This window comes from Streptomyces sp. NPDC015532 (genome assembly GCF_043078065.1).
Classification (GTDB): Bacteria; Actinomycetota; Actinomycetes; order Streptomycetales; family Streptomycetaceae; genus Streptomyces.
Genome location: NZ_JBIBSY010000016.1, coordinates 196727 through 210833, shown reverse-complemented (window position 1 = coordinate 210833; position 14107 = coordinate 196727). Strand labels below are relative to the sequence as shown.

15 protein-coding genes are annotated in these 14107 nt (G+C 72.6%); 5 read left to right on the top strand and 10 right to left on the bottom strand.

The genetic code is table 11. From position 1 onward, the window contains the following. Positions 1-199: 199 nt before the first annotated feature. The 5 genes from ACF07B_RS35575 to sigE form a co-directional block, all read right to left on the bottom strand. Entirely contained in the window at positions 200-859 is a 660-nt protein-coding gene (locus tag ACF07B_RS35575) for a hypothetical protein (protein WP_369483901.1), read from the bottom strand. 261 nt (positions 860-1120) lie between these two features. Further along, positions 1121-1567, bottom strand: a complete 447-nt coding sequence (locus tag ACF07B_RS35570; RefSeq protein ID WP_369483900.1) for a sec-independent translocase — start codon at positions 1565-1567, stop codon at positions 1121-1123. A gap of 220 nt (positions 1568-1787) precedes the next feature. Further along, a complete protein-coding gene (locus ACF07B_RS35565) occupies positions 1788-3503 on the bottom strand; it encodes a S1C family serine protease (protein ID WP_392181933.1) in 1716 nt (571 codons plus the stop codon). Positions 3504-3643: 140 nt separating this feature from the next. Further along, the gene (locus ACF07B_RS35560) at positions 3644-4585 is read right to left on the bottom strand and encodes an anti-sigma factor family protein (protein WP_392181932.1); all 942 of its coding nucleotides are present in this window, start codon (positions 4583-4585) and stop codon (positions 3644-3646) included. Continuing rightward, positions 4582-5280, bottom strand: a complete 699-nt coding sequence (gene sigE, locus ACF07B_RS35555; RefSeq protein WP_326790809.1) for an RNA polymerase sigma factor SigE — start codon at positions 5278-5280, stop codon at positions 4582-4584. Before sigE ends, ACF07B_RS35560 begins: the two co-directional genes overlap by 4 nt. A 227-nt stretch (positions 5281-5507) precedes the next feature. Between sigE and ACF07B_RS35550 the strand changes: the two genes are divergently transcribed. Further along, positions 5508-6209: an O-methyltransferase gene (locus tag ACF07B_RS35550; RefSeq protein ID WP_369483920.1), complete on the top strand. Its 702-nt coding sequence runs from the start codon at positions 5508-5510 to the stop codon at positions 6207-6209. A 192-nt stretch (positions 6210-6401) separates the two neighbouring features. On the opposite strand, the gene ACF07B_RS35545 is transcribed toward ACF07B_RS35550, so the two are convergent. Next, the gene (locus ACF07B_RS35545; protein WP_003966491.1) at positions 6402-6569 is read right to left on the bottom strand and encodes a DUF3117 domain-containing protein; all 168 of its coding nucleotides are present in this window, start codon (positions 6567-6569) and stop codon (positions 6402-6404) included. A gap of 363 nt (positions 6570-6932) precedes the next feature. Between ACF07B_RS35545 and ACF07B_RS35540 the strand changes: the two genes are divergently transcribed. After that, positions 6933-7736, top strand: a complete 804-nt coding sequence (locus tag ACF07B_RS35540; RefSeq protein ID WP_392181931.1) for an enoyl-CoA hydratase/isomerase family protein — start codon at positions 6933-6935, stop codon at positions 7734-7736. Between the two features lie 88 nt (positions 7737-7824). On the opposite strand, the gene ACF07B_RS35535 is transcribed toward ACF07B_RS35540, so the two are convergent. Together ACF07B_RS35535 and ACF07B_RS35530 are read right to left on the bottom strand one after the other, a co-directional pair. Then, complete coding sequence (locus tag ACF07B_RS35535; protein ID WP_369483897.1) at positions 7825-8406, bottom strand: DNA-3-methyladenine glycosylase I; 582 nt, start codon at positions 8404-8406, stop codon at positions 7825-7827. Continuing rightward, the gene (locus ACF07B_RS35530; RefSeq protein ID WP_369483896.1) at positions 8403-8753 is read right to left on the bottom strand and encodes a DivIVA domain-containing protein; all 351 of its coding nucleotides are present in this window, start codon (positions 8751-8753) and stop codon (positions 8403-8405) included. Before ACF07B_RS35530 ends, ACF07B_RS35535 begins: the two co-directional genes overlap by 4 nt. 174 nt (positions 8754-8927) lie before the next feature. On the opposite strand from ACF07B_RS35530, the gene folP reads away from it, so the two are divergent. Next, positions 8928-9788: a dihydropteroate synthase gene (gene folP / locus ACF07B_RS35525; RefSeq protein ID WP_362408888.1), complete on the top strand. Its 861-nt coding sequence runs from the start codon at positions 8928-8930 to the stop codon at positions 9786-9788. 220 nt (positions 9789-10008) lie between these two features. Here folP and ACF07B_RS35520 read toward each other — a convergent pair whose 3' ends face one another. Together ACF07B_RS35520 and dapE are read right to left on the bottom strand one after the other, a co-directional pair. Further along, positions 10009-10767: a TIGR00730 family Rossman fold protein gene (locus tag ACF07B_RS35520; RefSeq protein ID WP_369483895.1), complete on the bottom strand. Its 759-nt coding sequence runs from the start codon at positions 10765-10767 to the stop codon at positions 10009-10011. A 147-nt stretch (positions 10768-10914) separates the two neighbouring features. Next, entirely contained in the window at positions 10915-11994 is a 1080-nt protein-coding gene (gene dapE / locus ACF07B_RS35515) for a succinyl-diaminopimelate desuccinylase (protein ID WP_392181930.1), read from the bottom strand. A gap of 128 nt (positions 11995-12122) precedes the next feature. Here dapE and ACF07B_RS35510 point away from each other — a divergent pair, with 128 nt between their 5' ends. Both ACF07B_RS35510 and ACF07B_RS35505 read left to right on the top strand, forming a co-directional pair. Then, complete coding sequence (locus tag ACF07B_RS35510; RefSeq protein WP_392181929.1) at positions 12123-13151, top strand: heavy metal transporter; 1029 nt, start codon at positions 12123-12125, stop codon at positions 13149-13151. Between the two features lie 362 nt (positions 13152-13513). Continuing rightward, complete coding sequence (locus ACF07B_RS35505; RefSeq protein ID WP_369483892.1) at positions 13514-13954, top strand: ATP-binding protein; 441 nt, start codon at positions 13514-13516, stop codon at positions 13952-13954. The last annotated feature ends 153 nt before the right edge of the window (positions 13955-14107 follow it).

Here is a 14107-nt window from a genome sequence, read left to right as displayed (position 1 = left end):
GCCAACCCCCGGCCTCGCCGGGCCGCGGGCGGCCGGCCGGGGCCGCCCGCGGCCCCCCCCCCGCCCCGGGCCCGCTCCGATGGGGGGGCCGCCGCCCCGGCGCCCGCCCCCCCCTCATGCGTAGCGGCCTTCAGGGCCCCCTTGTGGCGCTCGCGGGGCGTGTCATGGCCCCGGGGGCCTCACGGCCGCTGCCAGGCCCTCAGCGGTCGTACGCCGCGATGTCCTTGATCATCGCGAAGCCGAGCCCGTACGCGCTCATCCCCCGGCCGTACGCGCCTACGTGGACGCCCTCCTGGGTGGAACCCGCGAGGACCCAGCCGAACTCGGACTCGCGGTAGTGGAAGGACGTGGGAACGCCGTCCACGGGCAGGGACAGCGTGGACCAGTCCGCACCGTCCAGATCGTCGGCCAGCACCCACGCGGTCTCGGTCTGCTGGTCCAGCCAGTCGTCGCGCAGGGTGTGGTCCATCTGACCGGGCCAGGTGAAGGACAGCAGTCCGACACCGGCCAGCCACGCCGCCGAGGACACAGAGGTGGCCTCCAGCAGTCCCGTGCCGTCCGCGCTGCGCCGTACGGGGCTGGCGGCGACGGTGACCACCACCGCGAACCGCTCCTTGTCCTCGCCCGGCTCGGGGCGCACCGAGGGTTCGTCCCCGTGCCCGACCGAACCGTGCTCGACCGCGCCGTCCGCGGAGGTGCCCACCTGCATCAGCCAGCGCGGCCCCGTGAAGGCCTCGTCGAGGCCGTACCAGGGAAAGGGCGCCAGCAGGTAGCCGTCGACCGTACGCCGGGCGAAGGGGACCTGTTGTCCGCCCTCCGCGGCCGGCGCCTGCGCGCCTACCCGACTTGTCGTCTCCATCTGCCGGACGCCTCCTCGCTCTCGTCGGACCGGGCGGCCCACCCCCCTCGGGCGACCTTGTCGGTCCGCACAACAACTGGGCAGCATAGCCACCCCGCTCCGGGCAGCGGCGAAAGCGCCCGGCGCGTAAGACGTGTGAACGGCGTATTCGGACCGCGCCGGGCCCGTCCACGGGCCGCCGACGCACCGCGTGACCTGGCCGCTCCGCGGTACTCCGGACGGATCAGACGGCGCCGCGGGAATCAGCCGGCGCCCTACGGATCAGGTGGCGTCGGCGTCGTAGGGCGGGTGCTCGTCGGCGTCGAGCTTCTCGCGCTTCTTCGTCATGTCGACGGAGCCGCCGGCCGTGCCCTCGGCGGACCCGCCCGCCGCGGAGGAGTCGGACTCACGGCTGTGCACCGCGTCCGTGACGTCGGCCATCTCCTTCTTCAGGTCGAAGCCGTTGCGGATCTCTTTGAGCCCCAGCTCGTCGTTGTCGAGCTGCTTGCGTATGAACGTCTTGGGGTTGAGGTCCTCGAACTCGAAGTCCTTGAACTCCGGACCGAGTTCGTCACGGATGTCCGCCTTGGCGCTCTCCGAGAACTCACGGATCTTGCGGATCGTGCGCGTGACGTCCTGAATCATCTTCGGGAGCTTGTCGGGACCGAAGACGAGCACGGCCAGGACGATCAGCGTCACCAGCTCGAGCGGTCCTACGTCATTGAACACCTGGTAGCTCCTCGCGATGCCCTCGGTCCACGGCCCTCGGGGGTCTTCCGCGGTCCGGGCCGCGTCCCACGGTACCCGGCGTTCCCGTCCGTCCGGAACTGTCCCGGGGCTCCCGGCTTCGGCCGCGGCGCGGGTTTTCCCTGCTGTTTGCCGTCCGGAGCTGCGACATCGTGCTCGACTGTGAGGTTCGTGTCACTCGCGGACCCCGCGGCCCCGGCCCTCAGCCGCCGTTCGCCGAGCCGAGGACCAGGGTGATCGTCCGGTTCGCGCCGCCGCGCCTGACGGTCAGCCGGAGGCGGTCGCCGGGCCGGTGGGCGCGGGTCTTCACGATGAGTTCCTCACCGGAGTGGACACGCGTGCCGTCGACCTCGGTGATGACGTCGCCGGCCCTGATGCCCGCCTCGGCTCCGGGACCGCCGGGCGTGACGGGCGCGCCGCCGCCGGCGGCCTCGGTGCCCACCCGTGCACCGTCACCCGAGTAGTTCATGTCGAGCGTGACACCGATCACGGGGTGGGTGGCCCGGCCGGTGTTGATGAGCTCCTCGGCGACACGTTTGGCCTGGTTGACGGGGATCGCGAAACCCAGCCCGATGGATCCGGCCTGACCGGTCTCCAGGTCGGAGCCGCTGTCGGCGGAACGGATGGCGCTGTTGATGCCGATGACACGGGCCCGGGAGTCGAGCAGCGGCCCGCCCGAGTTGCCGGGGTTGATCGGCGCGTCGGTCTGGAGGGCGTCCACGTACGAGACGTCGGTGCCGTCGCCCTTCTCGCCGCCCGCCGTGATGGGCCGGTCCTTGGCGCTGATGATCCCGGAGGTGACCGTGTTGGCGAGGTCGAAGGGCGCGCCGATGGCGACGACGGGGTCGCCGACCTGGACGCTGTCCGAGTTGCCCAGCGGCATGGGCGCGAGACCGCGGACCCCGGAGACCTTGACCACGGCGAGGTCGTAGCCGCTGTCGTGCCCGACGACCCGGGCCTTCGCGGTCTGACCGCCACTGAACGTCACCGTTATCGTGCCGCTGCCGCCGGCGGGTTGGATCACGTGGTTGTTGGTGAGGATGTGTCCCTCGCCGTCGAGCACGAACCCGGTGCCGGTGCCGTCCTCCTCGCTCCCGTGCACATGCAGGGTGACGACGCTGGGCAGCGCGTGCGCCGCGATCCCGGCGACGCTGTCCGGGGCGCGCCCCGGGGCCTCCTTGGCGGCCTGCGGCAGCTCGATGTCCGTCAGTCCCCCGTTCCGCTCCAGATACGCCCCCACGACGCCACCCACACCCCCGGACGCCAGCGCGAGCGCGACGGCGGCGAGCACCAGGACCTTCCTCGCCCGTCGGCGCCGCTGCGCCACGGTGGGTACGGCGACACCGTTCTGCTGGAGGGGTCCGCTCTGCTGGAGGGGTCCGCCGGGGCCGCTCCCGGGGAGGTGGCCGTGGTGCCGCGGGGATGTGGACGCGGCCCAGGGGTCGTAGTTCCGCCAGGGATCGGCTGTGCCGGACTCGACGGGACCGTCGGACCCGACCGGGGCGGACGGGACGACGGCGGGGCCGGGGTCGAGGTCAGCGGGGTCGGGGTCAGGGGGAGGCTGCGGCCCGGGAGACATCGGGTTGGGAGGCTCGGAGGCTTCCGGTTCCGGTTCCGGTTCCGACTCCGGTCGCGGTACGAGGGGCAGGGCGTCGGCGAGCGCGCCTGCCTGGGCCGGGACGGCGGCCGCGGGGACCGTCCCGTGGACCGGGGCGGCCGCCTCGGCCAGGGTGACGGCCGGGGTGGTCCGCGTCCGCTCCTCGGGCGCGCTCGGCTCCGTGCCGCTCACGGTGTTCCGGGAGGCGGCGGGCCGGGGCGCATCCGGTTCCGTGAGGTCGGCCGGCGCGGTGTCCGGCCCCGCGTCCTCGGGCCGGGGTCGACTCCACCGGTTCGCCTTCGTGGGCCTGCCGTCGTTCATGCTCTCCCCACACCTGGCCCGCGGCACAGCGCGCCGACGGCCACCACAGACTGGTCGACTCCGCGTCCGTGATCCCTCCCCGCGGACGCGGCCCTCCCCGGATTCAACCAGGTTCCCGGGCCGACGCGCAGAGAGCGGTGTCAGTGAGCCTGGTGAGGGGTGGGGGACGGGGACGAGGAGGGGGACGGAGTCACGGCGGGTGCGGCGAGCAGGCCCGGAGCCGGGGTCAGCGAGAGCGGCTGGACGTCGGTGAGCGGACGTATGAGCGGGGACATCGCGGCGGCACCGGCGACCACCGGTGTCGTCAGCGTGTGCGCGGCGTCCTGGCCGCGGCCCGCCGGAGCGGGAACTCCGGGCAGCAGCGGGGCGGACACCCCGGTCGGTGCCACCGGTCCGTTGCCGAGGGACCGCTCACCCTGGGTGAACAGCGGACCGACGGACCGGCGGCGCTGCGACTCGGGAGTCGAGGTCGCCCCCGCGCCCTGGGACCGGGACGGCGTCACATTGCTTCCGGCGCCGGCTCCTCCGCGCGCGTCCGTGTCCCCGGGCAGACCGGTGGTCACCCCGCCGAGCGCGACGGCCGCGAGCGACACCGCGCCCGCGGCGACGAAGGCGAACCGCAGCCCGCGCGAGGCGGACCGCTCGGCCTCGTGACGGCTGACGTCATGGATACGGAAGCCGCGCCCCGGATCGGGGGGCAGCACATCGCCGTGCGGTCCGGCCGGGACATACCCGAAGGGTTCGCCCCGCATGCCGAAGACACCGGGCAGTCCGTGACCCGTGGAGCCGCCGGGCAGTCCGCCGCCGAAGCCGCCTCCGTTCAGCCGCGGGCTGTCGGAGTCGCCTCCCCCGGGAAGCCCCTGGAGGCGGGCGAGGAAGCTTTCGGAGGGCGGCGGCGGGGCCATCTCCGCGAAGACGTTCTTCAGCCGGCGCTGGGCGTCGGCCTCGGCCTTGCACTTCGCGCAGGTGGCGAGGTGGGCCAGGACGCGGTCGCGCGACTCATGACCGAGCTCTCCGTCCACCAGGGCGGAAAGTCGGTCCCCGAGGTGCTGCTCGGCAGGGGTGGGACGGGTTCCACTCACGCGGTCGCGCCTCCTCCCCCCAGCACGGGCACACGGGCCGCGAACGAGCGACGCTCGGCGCGGGCCTCGGGAGACCGGTGTGCCAGGGCCTTGCGCAGCTGGGAGCGGCCGCGGTGGATCCGGGAGCGGACCGTGCCGAGCTTGACGCCCAGGGTCGCGGCGATCTCCTCGTAGGACAGTCCCTCGATGTCGCAGAGGACGACGGCGGCGCGGAACTCGGGCGCGAGGGTGTCCAGCGCCTGCTGGACGTCGGCGTCGAAGTGCGCGTCGTTGAAGACCTGCTGCGGGGAGGGCTCACGGCTGGGCAGCCGCTCGGCCGCGTCGTCGCCGAGGGCGTCGAAGCGGATGCGCTGCTTGCGCCGCACCATGTCGAGGAAGAGGTTCGTGGTGATGCGGTGGAGCCAGCCCTCGAAGGTGCCGGGCGTGTAGGTCGACAGCGAGCGGAAGACGCGGACGAAGACTTCCTGGGTGAGGTCCTCGGCGTCGTGCTGGTTGCCCGTCAGGCGATAGGCGAGACGGTAGACGCGACCGCTGTGCGTGCTGACGATCTCCTCCCAGGTGGGCGGAGTCCATGCCTGCGGCTCCGCGTCGGTGGTGAACGTCGCGGTCTGCGCCGGGGCAGCAACGGGGAGCTGGTCAGCGTTGTCGGTCACGGATTTCGGCTCACCCGTCGATCTGAGCAGGCGCCGCAGCACTCCTCCCCGATCCACAGGCGCAGCCGCACCTCCCCTGTCGGCTCTGGTGGTGTCCAGTGGAGCCCCTACCATAGCCACCTCGCCCGTTAGCTCCGGATAAGCGGTTTTACGGGAATTTGATACGGGCTCATATGGGCTCGCCGGCGTCCGCCCGCGGCCCCGCTCCGTGTACCGACCCATCGACTTCCCCCCGCTCGGTTCTCCCACCCCTCTAAACGCCCGGTCCCATCCGCAGGTTCCCGACGCCAACGGATACAGTCACGCCCAGGCAACCACGGGGACAGGAGAGGGTCATTACCGGCAACCGGCAGACGAGCTGGGCGGCGTTCGCCGACGCCTTTGTCGCCGAGGACGAGGCGCTGCGCTGGGCGCGGGACCGGGCCCACGAGGCGGGCCTGCGCTCGGTGACGCCCGGCACGGGCGCCGCGCTGCGCCTGCTCGCCGCCACCGTGGACGCGAAGGCGGTCGCCGAGATAGGTACCGGGACCGGCGTATCCGGGATTCATCTTCTGCACGGCATGCGGCCGGACGGGGTACTGACCACCGTGGATCCGGAGCCGGAGCGCCAGCAGTTCGCCCGCCAGGCCTTCCGGGCCGCCGGGTTCGCCAGCAACCGGGCGCGCTTCATCCCGGGCCGGGCGCTGGATGTCCTGCCCCGTCTCGCGGACGCCGGATACGACCTCGTGTTCTGCGACGGTGACCGGCTGGAGAGCCTCGACTACCTCGCTGAATCGTTGCGCCTGTTGCGTCCGGGCGGGCTCGTCGCCTTCGAAGGCGTCTTCGCGGACGGCCGCACCGTGGACTCGGGACCGCAGCCGGTCGAGGTGAGCCGGCTGCGCGAGCTGCTGCGCGCGGTGCGCGAGAGCCAGGAGCTGGTGCCGTCGCTGCTGCCGGTGGGCGACGGCCTGCTGTGCGCGGTCAAGCGCTGATTCCGCCGCCCGGGCCGTAGCCGGGTCCGCGGCCCGCTCCGCTGCCCTCCGGGTGCCTCCTACCTGGCCTTGTACCGTGCCGGGTCCCTCCCGGCCGAGCGGCGCGGCGGTCCCGCGGGCCCGGAAAAAACAGCTCCCCGGCACCAGGTGCGGTGCCGGGGAAGCCGAAAGGGGTATGGGTCGCGTTCCGCGTCAGCCGACGACCTTCTTGAGGGCGTCGCCGAGCGCGTCAGCCTCGTCAGGGGTCAGCTCGACGACAAGCCGACCGCCGCCTTCGAGCGGAACGCGCATGACGATGCCCCGCCCCTCCTTGGTCACCTCGAGCGGGCCATCGCCCGTCCGCGGCTTCATGGCCGCCATGCTCGTTCCCCTTCCTGAAACCAGCTCATCGTCGCCGACGGCCCCCTCGGAGGGCACGCGCGTCCCCTCATAGGACACACGTCACCGGCATCGAACACATTGCTTCCAGGCCATTATCTCGCATCTCAGGACCCGATGACCAACATCAGTCGGCATCGCTTGCGCAACGCGCTTGAGCAAAACCACCCAATTCGGCGATGTGGCTGCGATACTGCGCCGCCGTAGCGCCGTCCGCGGCACGAATTTCTTTGATGCAGGTCACACGAAGGCCCCGCGCCGCCGCCGGTGATCTCCGCCATGCTGTCATCGGACACAGGTCGTACCGGCCGGTACGACGAGCCGCGACCCGGGAAGGGACCCACCATGGCCGACACCGTGCTCTACGAGGTGAGCGACGGACTCGCGACCATCACGCTGAACCGCCCCGAGGCGATGAACGCGATGAACGTCGAGACCAAGGTCGCCTTCCGGGACGCGGCGCAGGCCGCCGCCGCGGACGACGCCGTACGGGCCATCCTGCTGACCGCCGCCGGTGACCGGGCGTTCTGCGTCGGCCAGGACCTCAAGGAGCACATCGGGCTGCTGGCCGCCGACAGGGAGTCGGGGTCGGGCGGGACGATGAGCACCGTGCGTGAGCACTACAACCCCATCGTGCGAGCGCTGACCGGCGCCGCGAAGCCCGTGGTGGCCGGGGTCAACGGGGTCGCGGCCGGGGCCGGGTTCGGTTTCGCGCTCGCCGCCGACTACCGCGTCGTCGCCGACACGGCCGCCTTCAACACGTCCTTCGCCGGTGTCGCGCTGACCGCCGACTCGGGGATCTCCTGGACGCTGCCCCGGGTGATCGGCCCGAGCCGTGCCGCCGATCTGCTGCTCTTCCCGCGCAGCATCAGCGCCCAGGAGGCGTACGAACTGGGCATCGCGAACCGGCTGGTTCCGGTCGGCGAGGTACGGGCCGAGGCGGAGAAGGTGGCGCGGGCGCTGGCCGCCGGGCCGACGCTGGCGTACGCCGCCCTGAAGGAGTCCCTCGCCTTCGGGCTCACCCACTCGCTGGAGGAGACCCTGGACAAGGAGGACGAACTCCAGGGCCGCGCCGGCGCCTCCGAGGACCACGCCATCGCGGTCCAGGCGTTCGTGAACAAGGAGAAGCCCAAGTACCTGGGGCGCTGACCGTTCCGAGGGCGTTCGCCGCGGGCCGCGCGTGGGCCGTGGCGGACTCCTGGGTGCCCTTGGGGCGCCCCTGGGGGCCGCGGCCCGGTCAGCGGGCGTCGCGCGCCACACAGTCCGCCAGGTGGTCGTTCACCAGGCCGCACGCCTGCATCAGGGCGTACGCCGTCGTCGGGCCCACGAAGCGGATGCCGCGCTTCTTGAGCGCCTTGGACAGAGCGGTCGACTCGTCGGTGACGGCCGGCACGTCGGAGAGCTTCTCGGGAGCGGGCCGCGAGGCGTGGTCCGGGGCGAACGACCAGATGAGCTCGTCCAGCTCGCCCGGGGCCCACTCGGCCAGCACGCGCGCGTTGGCGACGGTCGCGCGGATCTTGGCGCCGTTGCGGATGATCCCCGGGTCGGCGAGCAGGCGCTCCTCGTCGGCCTCCGTGAACAGGGCGACCTTGGCGATCTCGAAGTCCGCGAAGGCCGCGCGGAAGCCCGGACGGCGGCGCAGGATCGTGATCCAGGACAGCCCCGACTGGAACGCCTCCAGGCACAGCCGCTCGTAGAGGGCGTCGTCGCCGCGGACGGGACGGCCCCACTCCTCGTCGTGATAGGCCACGTAGTCCTCGGTGGACAGCGCCCAGGGGCAGCGCAGCGCGCCGTCGGCTCCGGCCAGCGCCCCGCTCACCGCTGGTCCTCGGGGTGCTTGCGCAGCGAGGTGGCGCCGCTCGCCGCGCGGGCGCCGGCGAGCGCGGCCTCCAGGTCGGCGATCCGGGCGTCCCGCTCGCCGATCTCGGCGCCGAGACGGCCCAGCGCGTCGTCGACGTCCGCCATGCGGTAGCCGCGCACGGTGACGGCGAACCGCAGGGCGTCCACGTCGCCCTTGTGGACCGGGCGGTCGTACGGCAGCGGGTCGCGCAGCCGCTCGGGGTCGGCGTCGGAAAGGGGCGCGCTCTCGCCGCCGCCCACCACGGACAGGGTCACCGCGGCGACCACGACGGCGAGGGCGACGACCAGGAACAAGAACATGAACATCGCTGAGGTCCCCACGCTCCGGGGCCGGCGCGGGTCGCGTCGGCGCGAAAGTGACTGGTGCTGACGAAGGCAGTCTGACGCTCTGGGTGTCAGGCTCCGATCGTGCCATGCGAGTGTGCCAGTTAAGGTCGCAGGCGGGTTATCGGTGCGACTTACTGGGAGAGGTCACAGGGGATGCTCAGGCTGGGCAGGCGCGAATTCGACGCGCACGAGCCGGTGATCATGGCGATCGTGAACCGGACCCCGGACTCCTTCTACGACCAGGGGGCCACGTTCCGCGACGAGCCCGCGCTCGCGCGCGTGGAGCAGGCGGTGTCCGAGGGTGCCGCCATCATCGACATCGGCGGGGTCAAGGCCGGTCCGGGCGAGGAGGTCACCGCCGAGGAGGAGGCGCGCAGGACGGTCGGCTTCGTCGCCGAGGTGCGCCGCCGCTTCCCTGACGTGGTCATCAGCGTCGACACCTGGCGGCACGAGGTCGGCGAGGCGGTCTGCGAGGCCGGCGCCGATCTGCTCAACGACGCCTGGGGCGGGGTCGACCCGCGCCTGGCCGAGGTGGCCGCCCGGTACGGGGTGGGGCTCGTGTGCACGCACGCCGGGGAGTCGGAGCCGCGCACGCGCCCGCACCGGATCGCCTACGACGACGTGATGGCCGACATCCTGCGGGTCACGCTGGGACTCGCGGAGCGCGCCGTGGCTCTCGGGGTGCCCCGCGAGTCGGTGCTCATCGATCCGGGACACGACTTCGGGAAGAACACCCGGCACAGTCTGGAGGCGACGCGGCGGCTCGGAGAGATGGTCTCCACCGGGTGGCCGGTTCTCGTCTCCCTGTCCAACAAGGACTTCGTCGGCGAGACGCTCGACCGGCCGGTCAAGGAGCGGGTCGTGGGGACACTGGCGACGACGGCGGTCTCGGCGTGGCTGGGGGCGCAGGTGTATCGCGTCCACGAGGTCGCGGAGACCCGTCAGGTCCTGGACATGGTCGCGTCGATCGCCGGGCACCGGCCGCCGGCGGTGGCCCGGCGCGGACTGGCCTAGGGCCTGTCTGACAATTCGCGTCGTCGCCCGCCGGGCAGACGGGAATTGTCAGACAGGCCCTAGCGAACGGAGCGCGTACTAGGGCACGCGAGGGCCGTGTAACCGGTCCCTCCCGTGCCCTGTCCCGTGCCCCGCGCCCCGTGCCCCGTGCCCCGCGCCCCGTACTCCGTCGTCGGCCGGGTCCGCCCCGCCTGTGGCCGGATGATCCGAACGGCAGGCCCTAGCGGCCGGCCTCCTTCGAGACCAGGGCCACCGCTTCGTCCACGTCGTCGGTCAGGTGGAACAGCATCAGGTCCTTCTCCGAGGCCTTGCCCTGGGCGATCAGGGTGTTCTTCAGCCAGTCCACCAGGCCGCCCCAGTACTCCGTCCCGAAGAGGACGATCGGGAAACGCGTCACCTTCTGGGTCTGAACCAGAGTGAGGGCCTCGAAGAGTTCGTCGAGAGTGCCGAGACCGCCCGGCAATACGACGAACCCTTGGGCATACTTGACAAACATCATCTTTCGGACAAAAAAGTACCGGAAGTTCAGCCCGATATCGACGTAGGCGTTCAGCCCCTGCTCGAAAGGCAGCTCGATGCCGAGACCGACGGAGAGGCCCTTCGCCTCCAGGGCTCCCTTGTTCGCGGCCTCCATCGCCCCGGGCCCACCGCCCGTGATCACCGCGAACCCGGCCTCGACCAGACCCCGGCCGAGAGCGACCCCGGCCTCGTACTCGGGCGAGTCCACCGGCGTACGGGCCGAGCCGAAGACACTGATCGCGGGCGGCAGTTCGGCCAGCGTCCCGAAGCCTTCGATGAACTCCGACTGGATGCGCAGCACCCGCCAAGGGTCGGTGTGCACCCAATCGGACGGGCCTCCCGCGTCGAGCAGCCGCTGATCGGTGGTGCTCGCGCTCACCTGGTCCCGCCTCCGCAGAACCGGGCCCAGCCTCTGCTCCTCCGGCGGCTGCTTCTTGCCTCTCGGGTCGCCAGTAGCCATGTCCACTCCCTCCGCGTACGGATCTCCCCCGCCCCGGCCTGAACCGGTGCGGGGGAAGGTCGTTCCGCCCCAGCGTAGATCTCCGCTGGTTACGGCGGGGGGACGTGGGCATGTCCGCTGTGGACGGCCGACGGGTACGGGCGCGCCTCAGGCGGTCAGCCAGGCGCGCAGCCGCTCCTCACCCGCGAGGATCTTGGCCGTCTCCACGCGCTCGTCCCGCTTGTGCGCCAGGTGCGGATTGCCGGGGCCGTAGTTGACCGCCGGGATGCCGAGCCCGCTGAAACGGGAGACGTCCGTCCAGCCGTACTTGGGCTGCGGGGTGCCCCCCACCGCCTCGATGAACGCGGCGGCGGCCGGGTGGGAGAGGCCGGGGAGGGCGGCGCCGCTGTGGTCGTCGACGACGAACTCCGCCACACCGCAGTCGGCGAAGACCTCGCGGACGTGCTCGATCGCCTCCTCCTCGGTGCGGTCGGGCGCGTAGCGGAAGTTGACGGTGACGACGCACTCGTCGGGGATGACGTTGCCCGCGACCCCGCCCGAGATGTTCACCGCGTTCAGGCCCTCGCGGTACTCCAGGCCGTCGATCACCGGGTAGCGCGGCTCGTAGGCGGCCAGGACGGCCAGGATCGGGGAGGCCGCGTGGATCGCGTTCGAGCCCATCCAGCTCCGGGCCGAGTGGGCCCGTTCGCCCTTGGTCTTCAGCAGCACCCGCAGCGTGCCCTGGCAGCCGCCCTCGACCTGCCCGTCGGAGGGCTCCAGGAGGACCGCGAAGTCGCCCCGCAGCCACTCGGGGTGGGCCTCGGCCACATGCTTCAGCCCGTTCAGATCGGCCGCGACCTCCTCGTTGTCGTAGAAGACGAAGGTGAGGTCGCGGTTGGGCTCGGGGACGGTGGCCGCGATACGGAGCTGGACGGCGACGCCCGACTTCATGTCACAGGTGCCGCAGCCCCACAGCACGCCGTTCTCGTCGAGACGGGAGGGCACGTTGTCGGCGATCGGCACGGTGTCGATGTGACCGGCCAGGACGACCCGCTCGGCGCGGCCCAGGTTCGTGCGGGCCACGACGTTGTTGCCGTACCGGTCGACCGTCAGATGCGGCAGGGCGCGCAGGACCGTCTCGACGGCGTCCGCGAGCGGCTTCTCGGTGCCGCTCTCCGAGCGGAAGTCGACGAGCCGCGCGGTGAGCTCGGCTGCGTCGAGGGTGAGGTCAAGCGGTGTGTCGGCCATGGCCTCGACCCTAGCGCGCCCCGCCGGGCGGTCCCGAAAGCAGCCGGATGCGGTCGTATCCCCCGGCGCCACTCGTGTTGTCCACAGCCCCACGGTTCGCCCACGGCGCTCTCCAGTACCTTGTACGCGTGTCTGAGCCGTCCCCCACTCCTGTCCGGCGCCGCGGTCGCCTCCTGCGTTTCGGAGGGGCCGTCGTGGTCCTGCTCGCGGTCGCGGGTTACCTCGGCGTGCAGTACCTCACGGGCGGTGTGGGCGCGCCCCGGTGCAAGGTCGTCTCCGGCAACGGCGACGGCGCGTCGTACGAGTTCACCCCCGAACAGGCGGTGAACGCGGCGACGATCTCGGCGATCGGCACCTCGCGCGGCATGCCCGAGCGGGCGGTGGCCATCGCTCTCGCGACGGCTCTCCAGGAGTCGGGCCTGCGCAACATCCGGCACGGCGACCGGGACTCCCTCGGTCTGTTCCAGCAGCGCCCGTCGCAGGGCTGGGGCACGCGGAAGCAGATCATGGACCCGACGTACTCGGCGGGCATCTTCTACGAGCACCTGGCCAAGGTGCCCGGATACTCCCGGCTGCCGCTCACCGTCGCCGCGCAGCGGGTGCAGCACAGCGGCTTTCCGCAGGCGTACGCGAAGCACGAGCCGGACGCCACGCTGCTCGCCGCCGCCCTGACCGGCCGCTCGGCGGCCACGCTGACCTGCCAGGGGCGCCCGGCCGCGACCCCGGCGGGCGGCCCGGCGCCGGTGCGCGCCGCGCTCGCACGGGACTTCGGGCGCGATGTGCTCCAGGAGGCGGGTGCCACCGTGGACACCGAGGGTTCCTCGGCGTCGCCGGCACCGGCCTCCCCCACCGCCACGGCCGCCTCGGGTGCTACGGGATCCACGGCCTCCCCCACCGCCACGGGGGCCACCGGGCGGACCGTGACCGTCCCCGTGCGCCAGGGGTCCGAGGCCGGGACGGGGACGCTCCGCCGCGGCTGGGAGCTGGCGCACTGGGCCGTGGCCAACTCCTCGTCCCTGCACATCGACCGGGTGTCGTACGCGGGGCGCGAATGGACCGCGGGGACCTCGGAGGGGTCGTGGCGTACGGCCGACGACAAGAGCGGTCCGGGGTCGCGGGAGGCCTCGGCGGAGGTCCGGATCGTCACCGGGCAGTAGTACGGGACCTCACTCCTGGGGAGGACGCGGCCCCGGCGGGTCCGTGATGTGCGCGCGCTTTCGGACGCTCACTCCCCGTCGGTGAAATCCCTAGGGAACAAGGGGCTCTGGGGGTGTCGGCGACCGTGCGGCCGGGGATCGTTTGCCCGTTTTTATCCACAACCGATAATGCGACGCATTACCAACTCTTTGCGTCGGGCCACCGCAACCTTCGCGGACTTCGAGCGGTAGTCACTGCGTCCGAGCCCGGAACGATCACCTCAGCCGAGAGGCGTCCGGGAACGCGGTCCACCGGCAGCCGGCCGGCCGGCCGCCGGGCAGAGCAGGACACTTCCCCGTTCTCTTCCGTCTCAAGGAGCACCATGTCCCTCCCCCTGACCCGCCGGATCGCCCGTGTCGTGCTGCTCGTCGCGGCCGGAGCGGCGCCCGTGGTCGGCGCGGCCGGCTCCGCCTGCGCGGCGCCGAGTCTGCCGGCCGCCACCGGCCTCGGCGGGCTGACCGCCCTGGACGGGGCGAACGTCGGCCCCTCGCTCGACGGAGCCACGCAGCACGTCACCGGGATCGCCGGCACGCCCGGCGGCGCGGTCGAGAAGGCCCTGCCGTCCGCGGGCAGGTCCGGCGCCAAGGCCGCCAAGAAGGCGGCGCCCGCCGCGCAGAAGGTGGCCGGGGACGCGGCCGGCCGGGCCGGAGGCCTCCTCGGAGACGCCGCGAAGTCCGCCTCCGGCGGCCTGCCGACGAACGCCGTGACCAAGGGCGGCCTGCCGACCGGACAGCTTCCGCTGAAGGGCCTGCCGCTGGGCTAGGGCCTGACGACGGGCCACGGCCTGCGGGCTGCGGCCCGGCGTCGGGAACGCGCCGTCCGGGCATTTAGGACGGGGGTCGTGGGAGCGGGTTTCCCGGGCCCCCCGGGACAGGGACCGGAGGGCGGGCGAAACCCCGGGCGGCCCCCCGGCGGC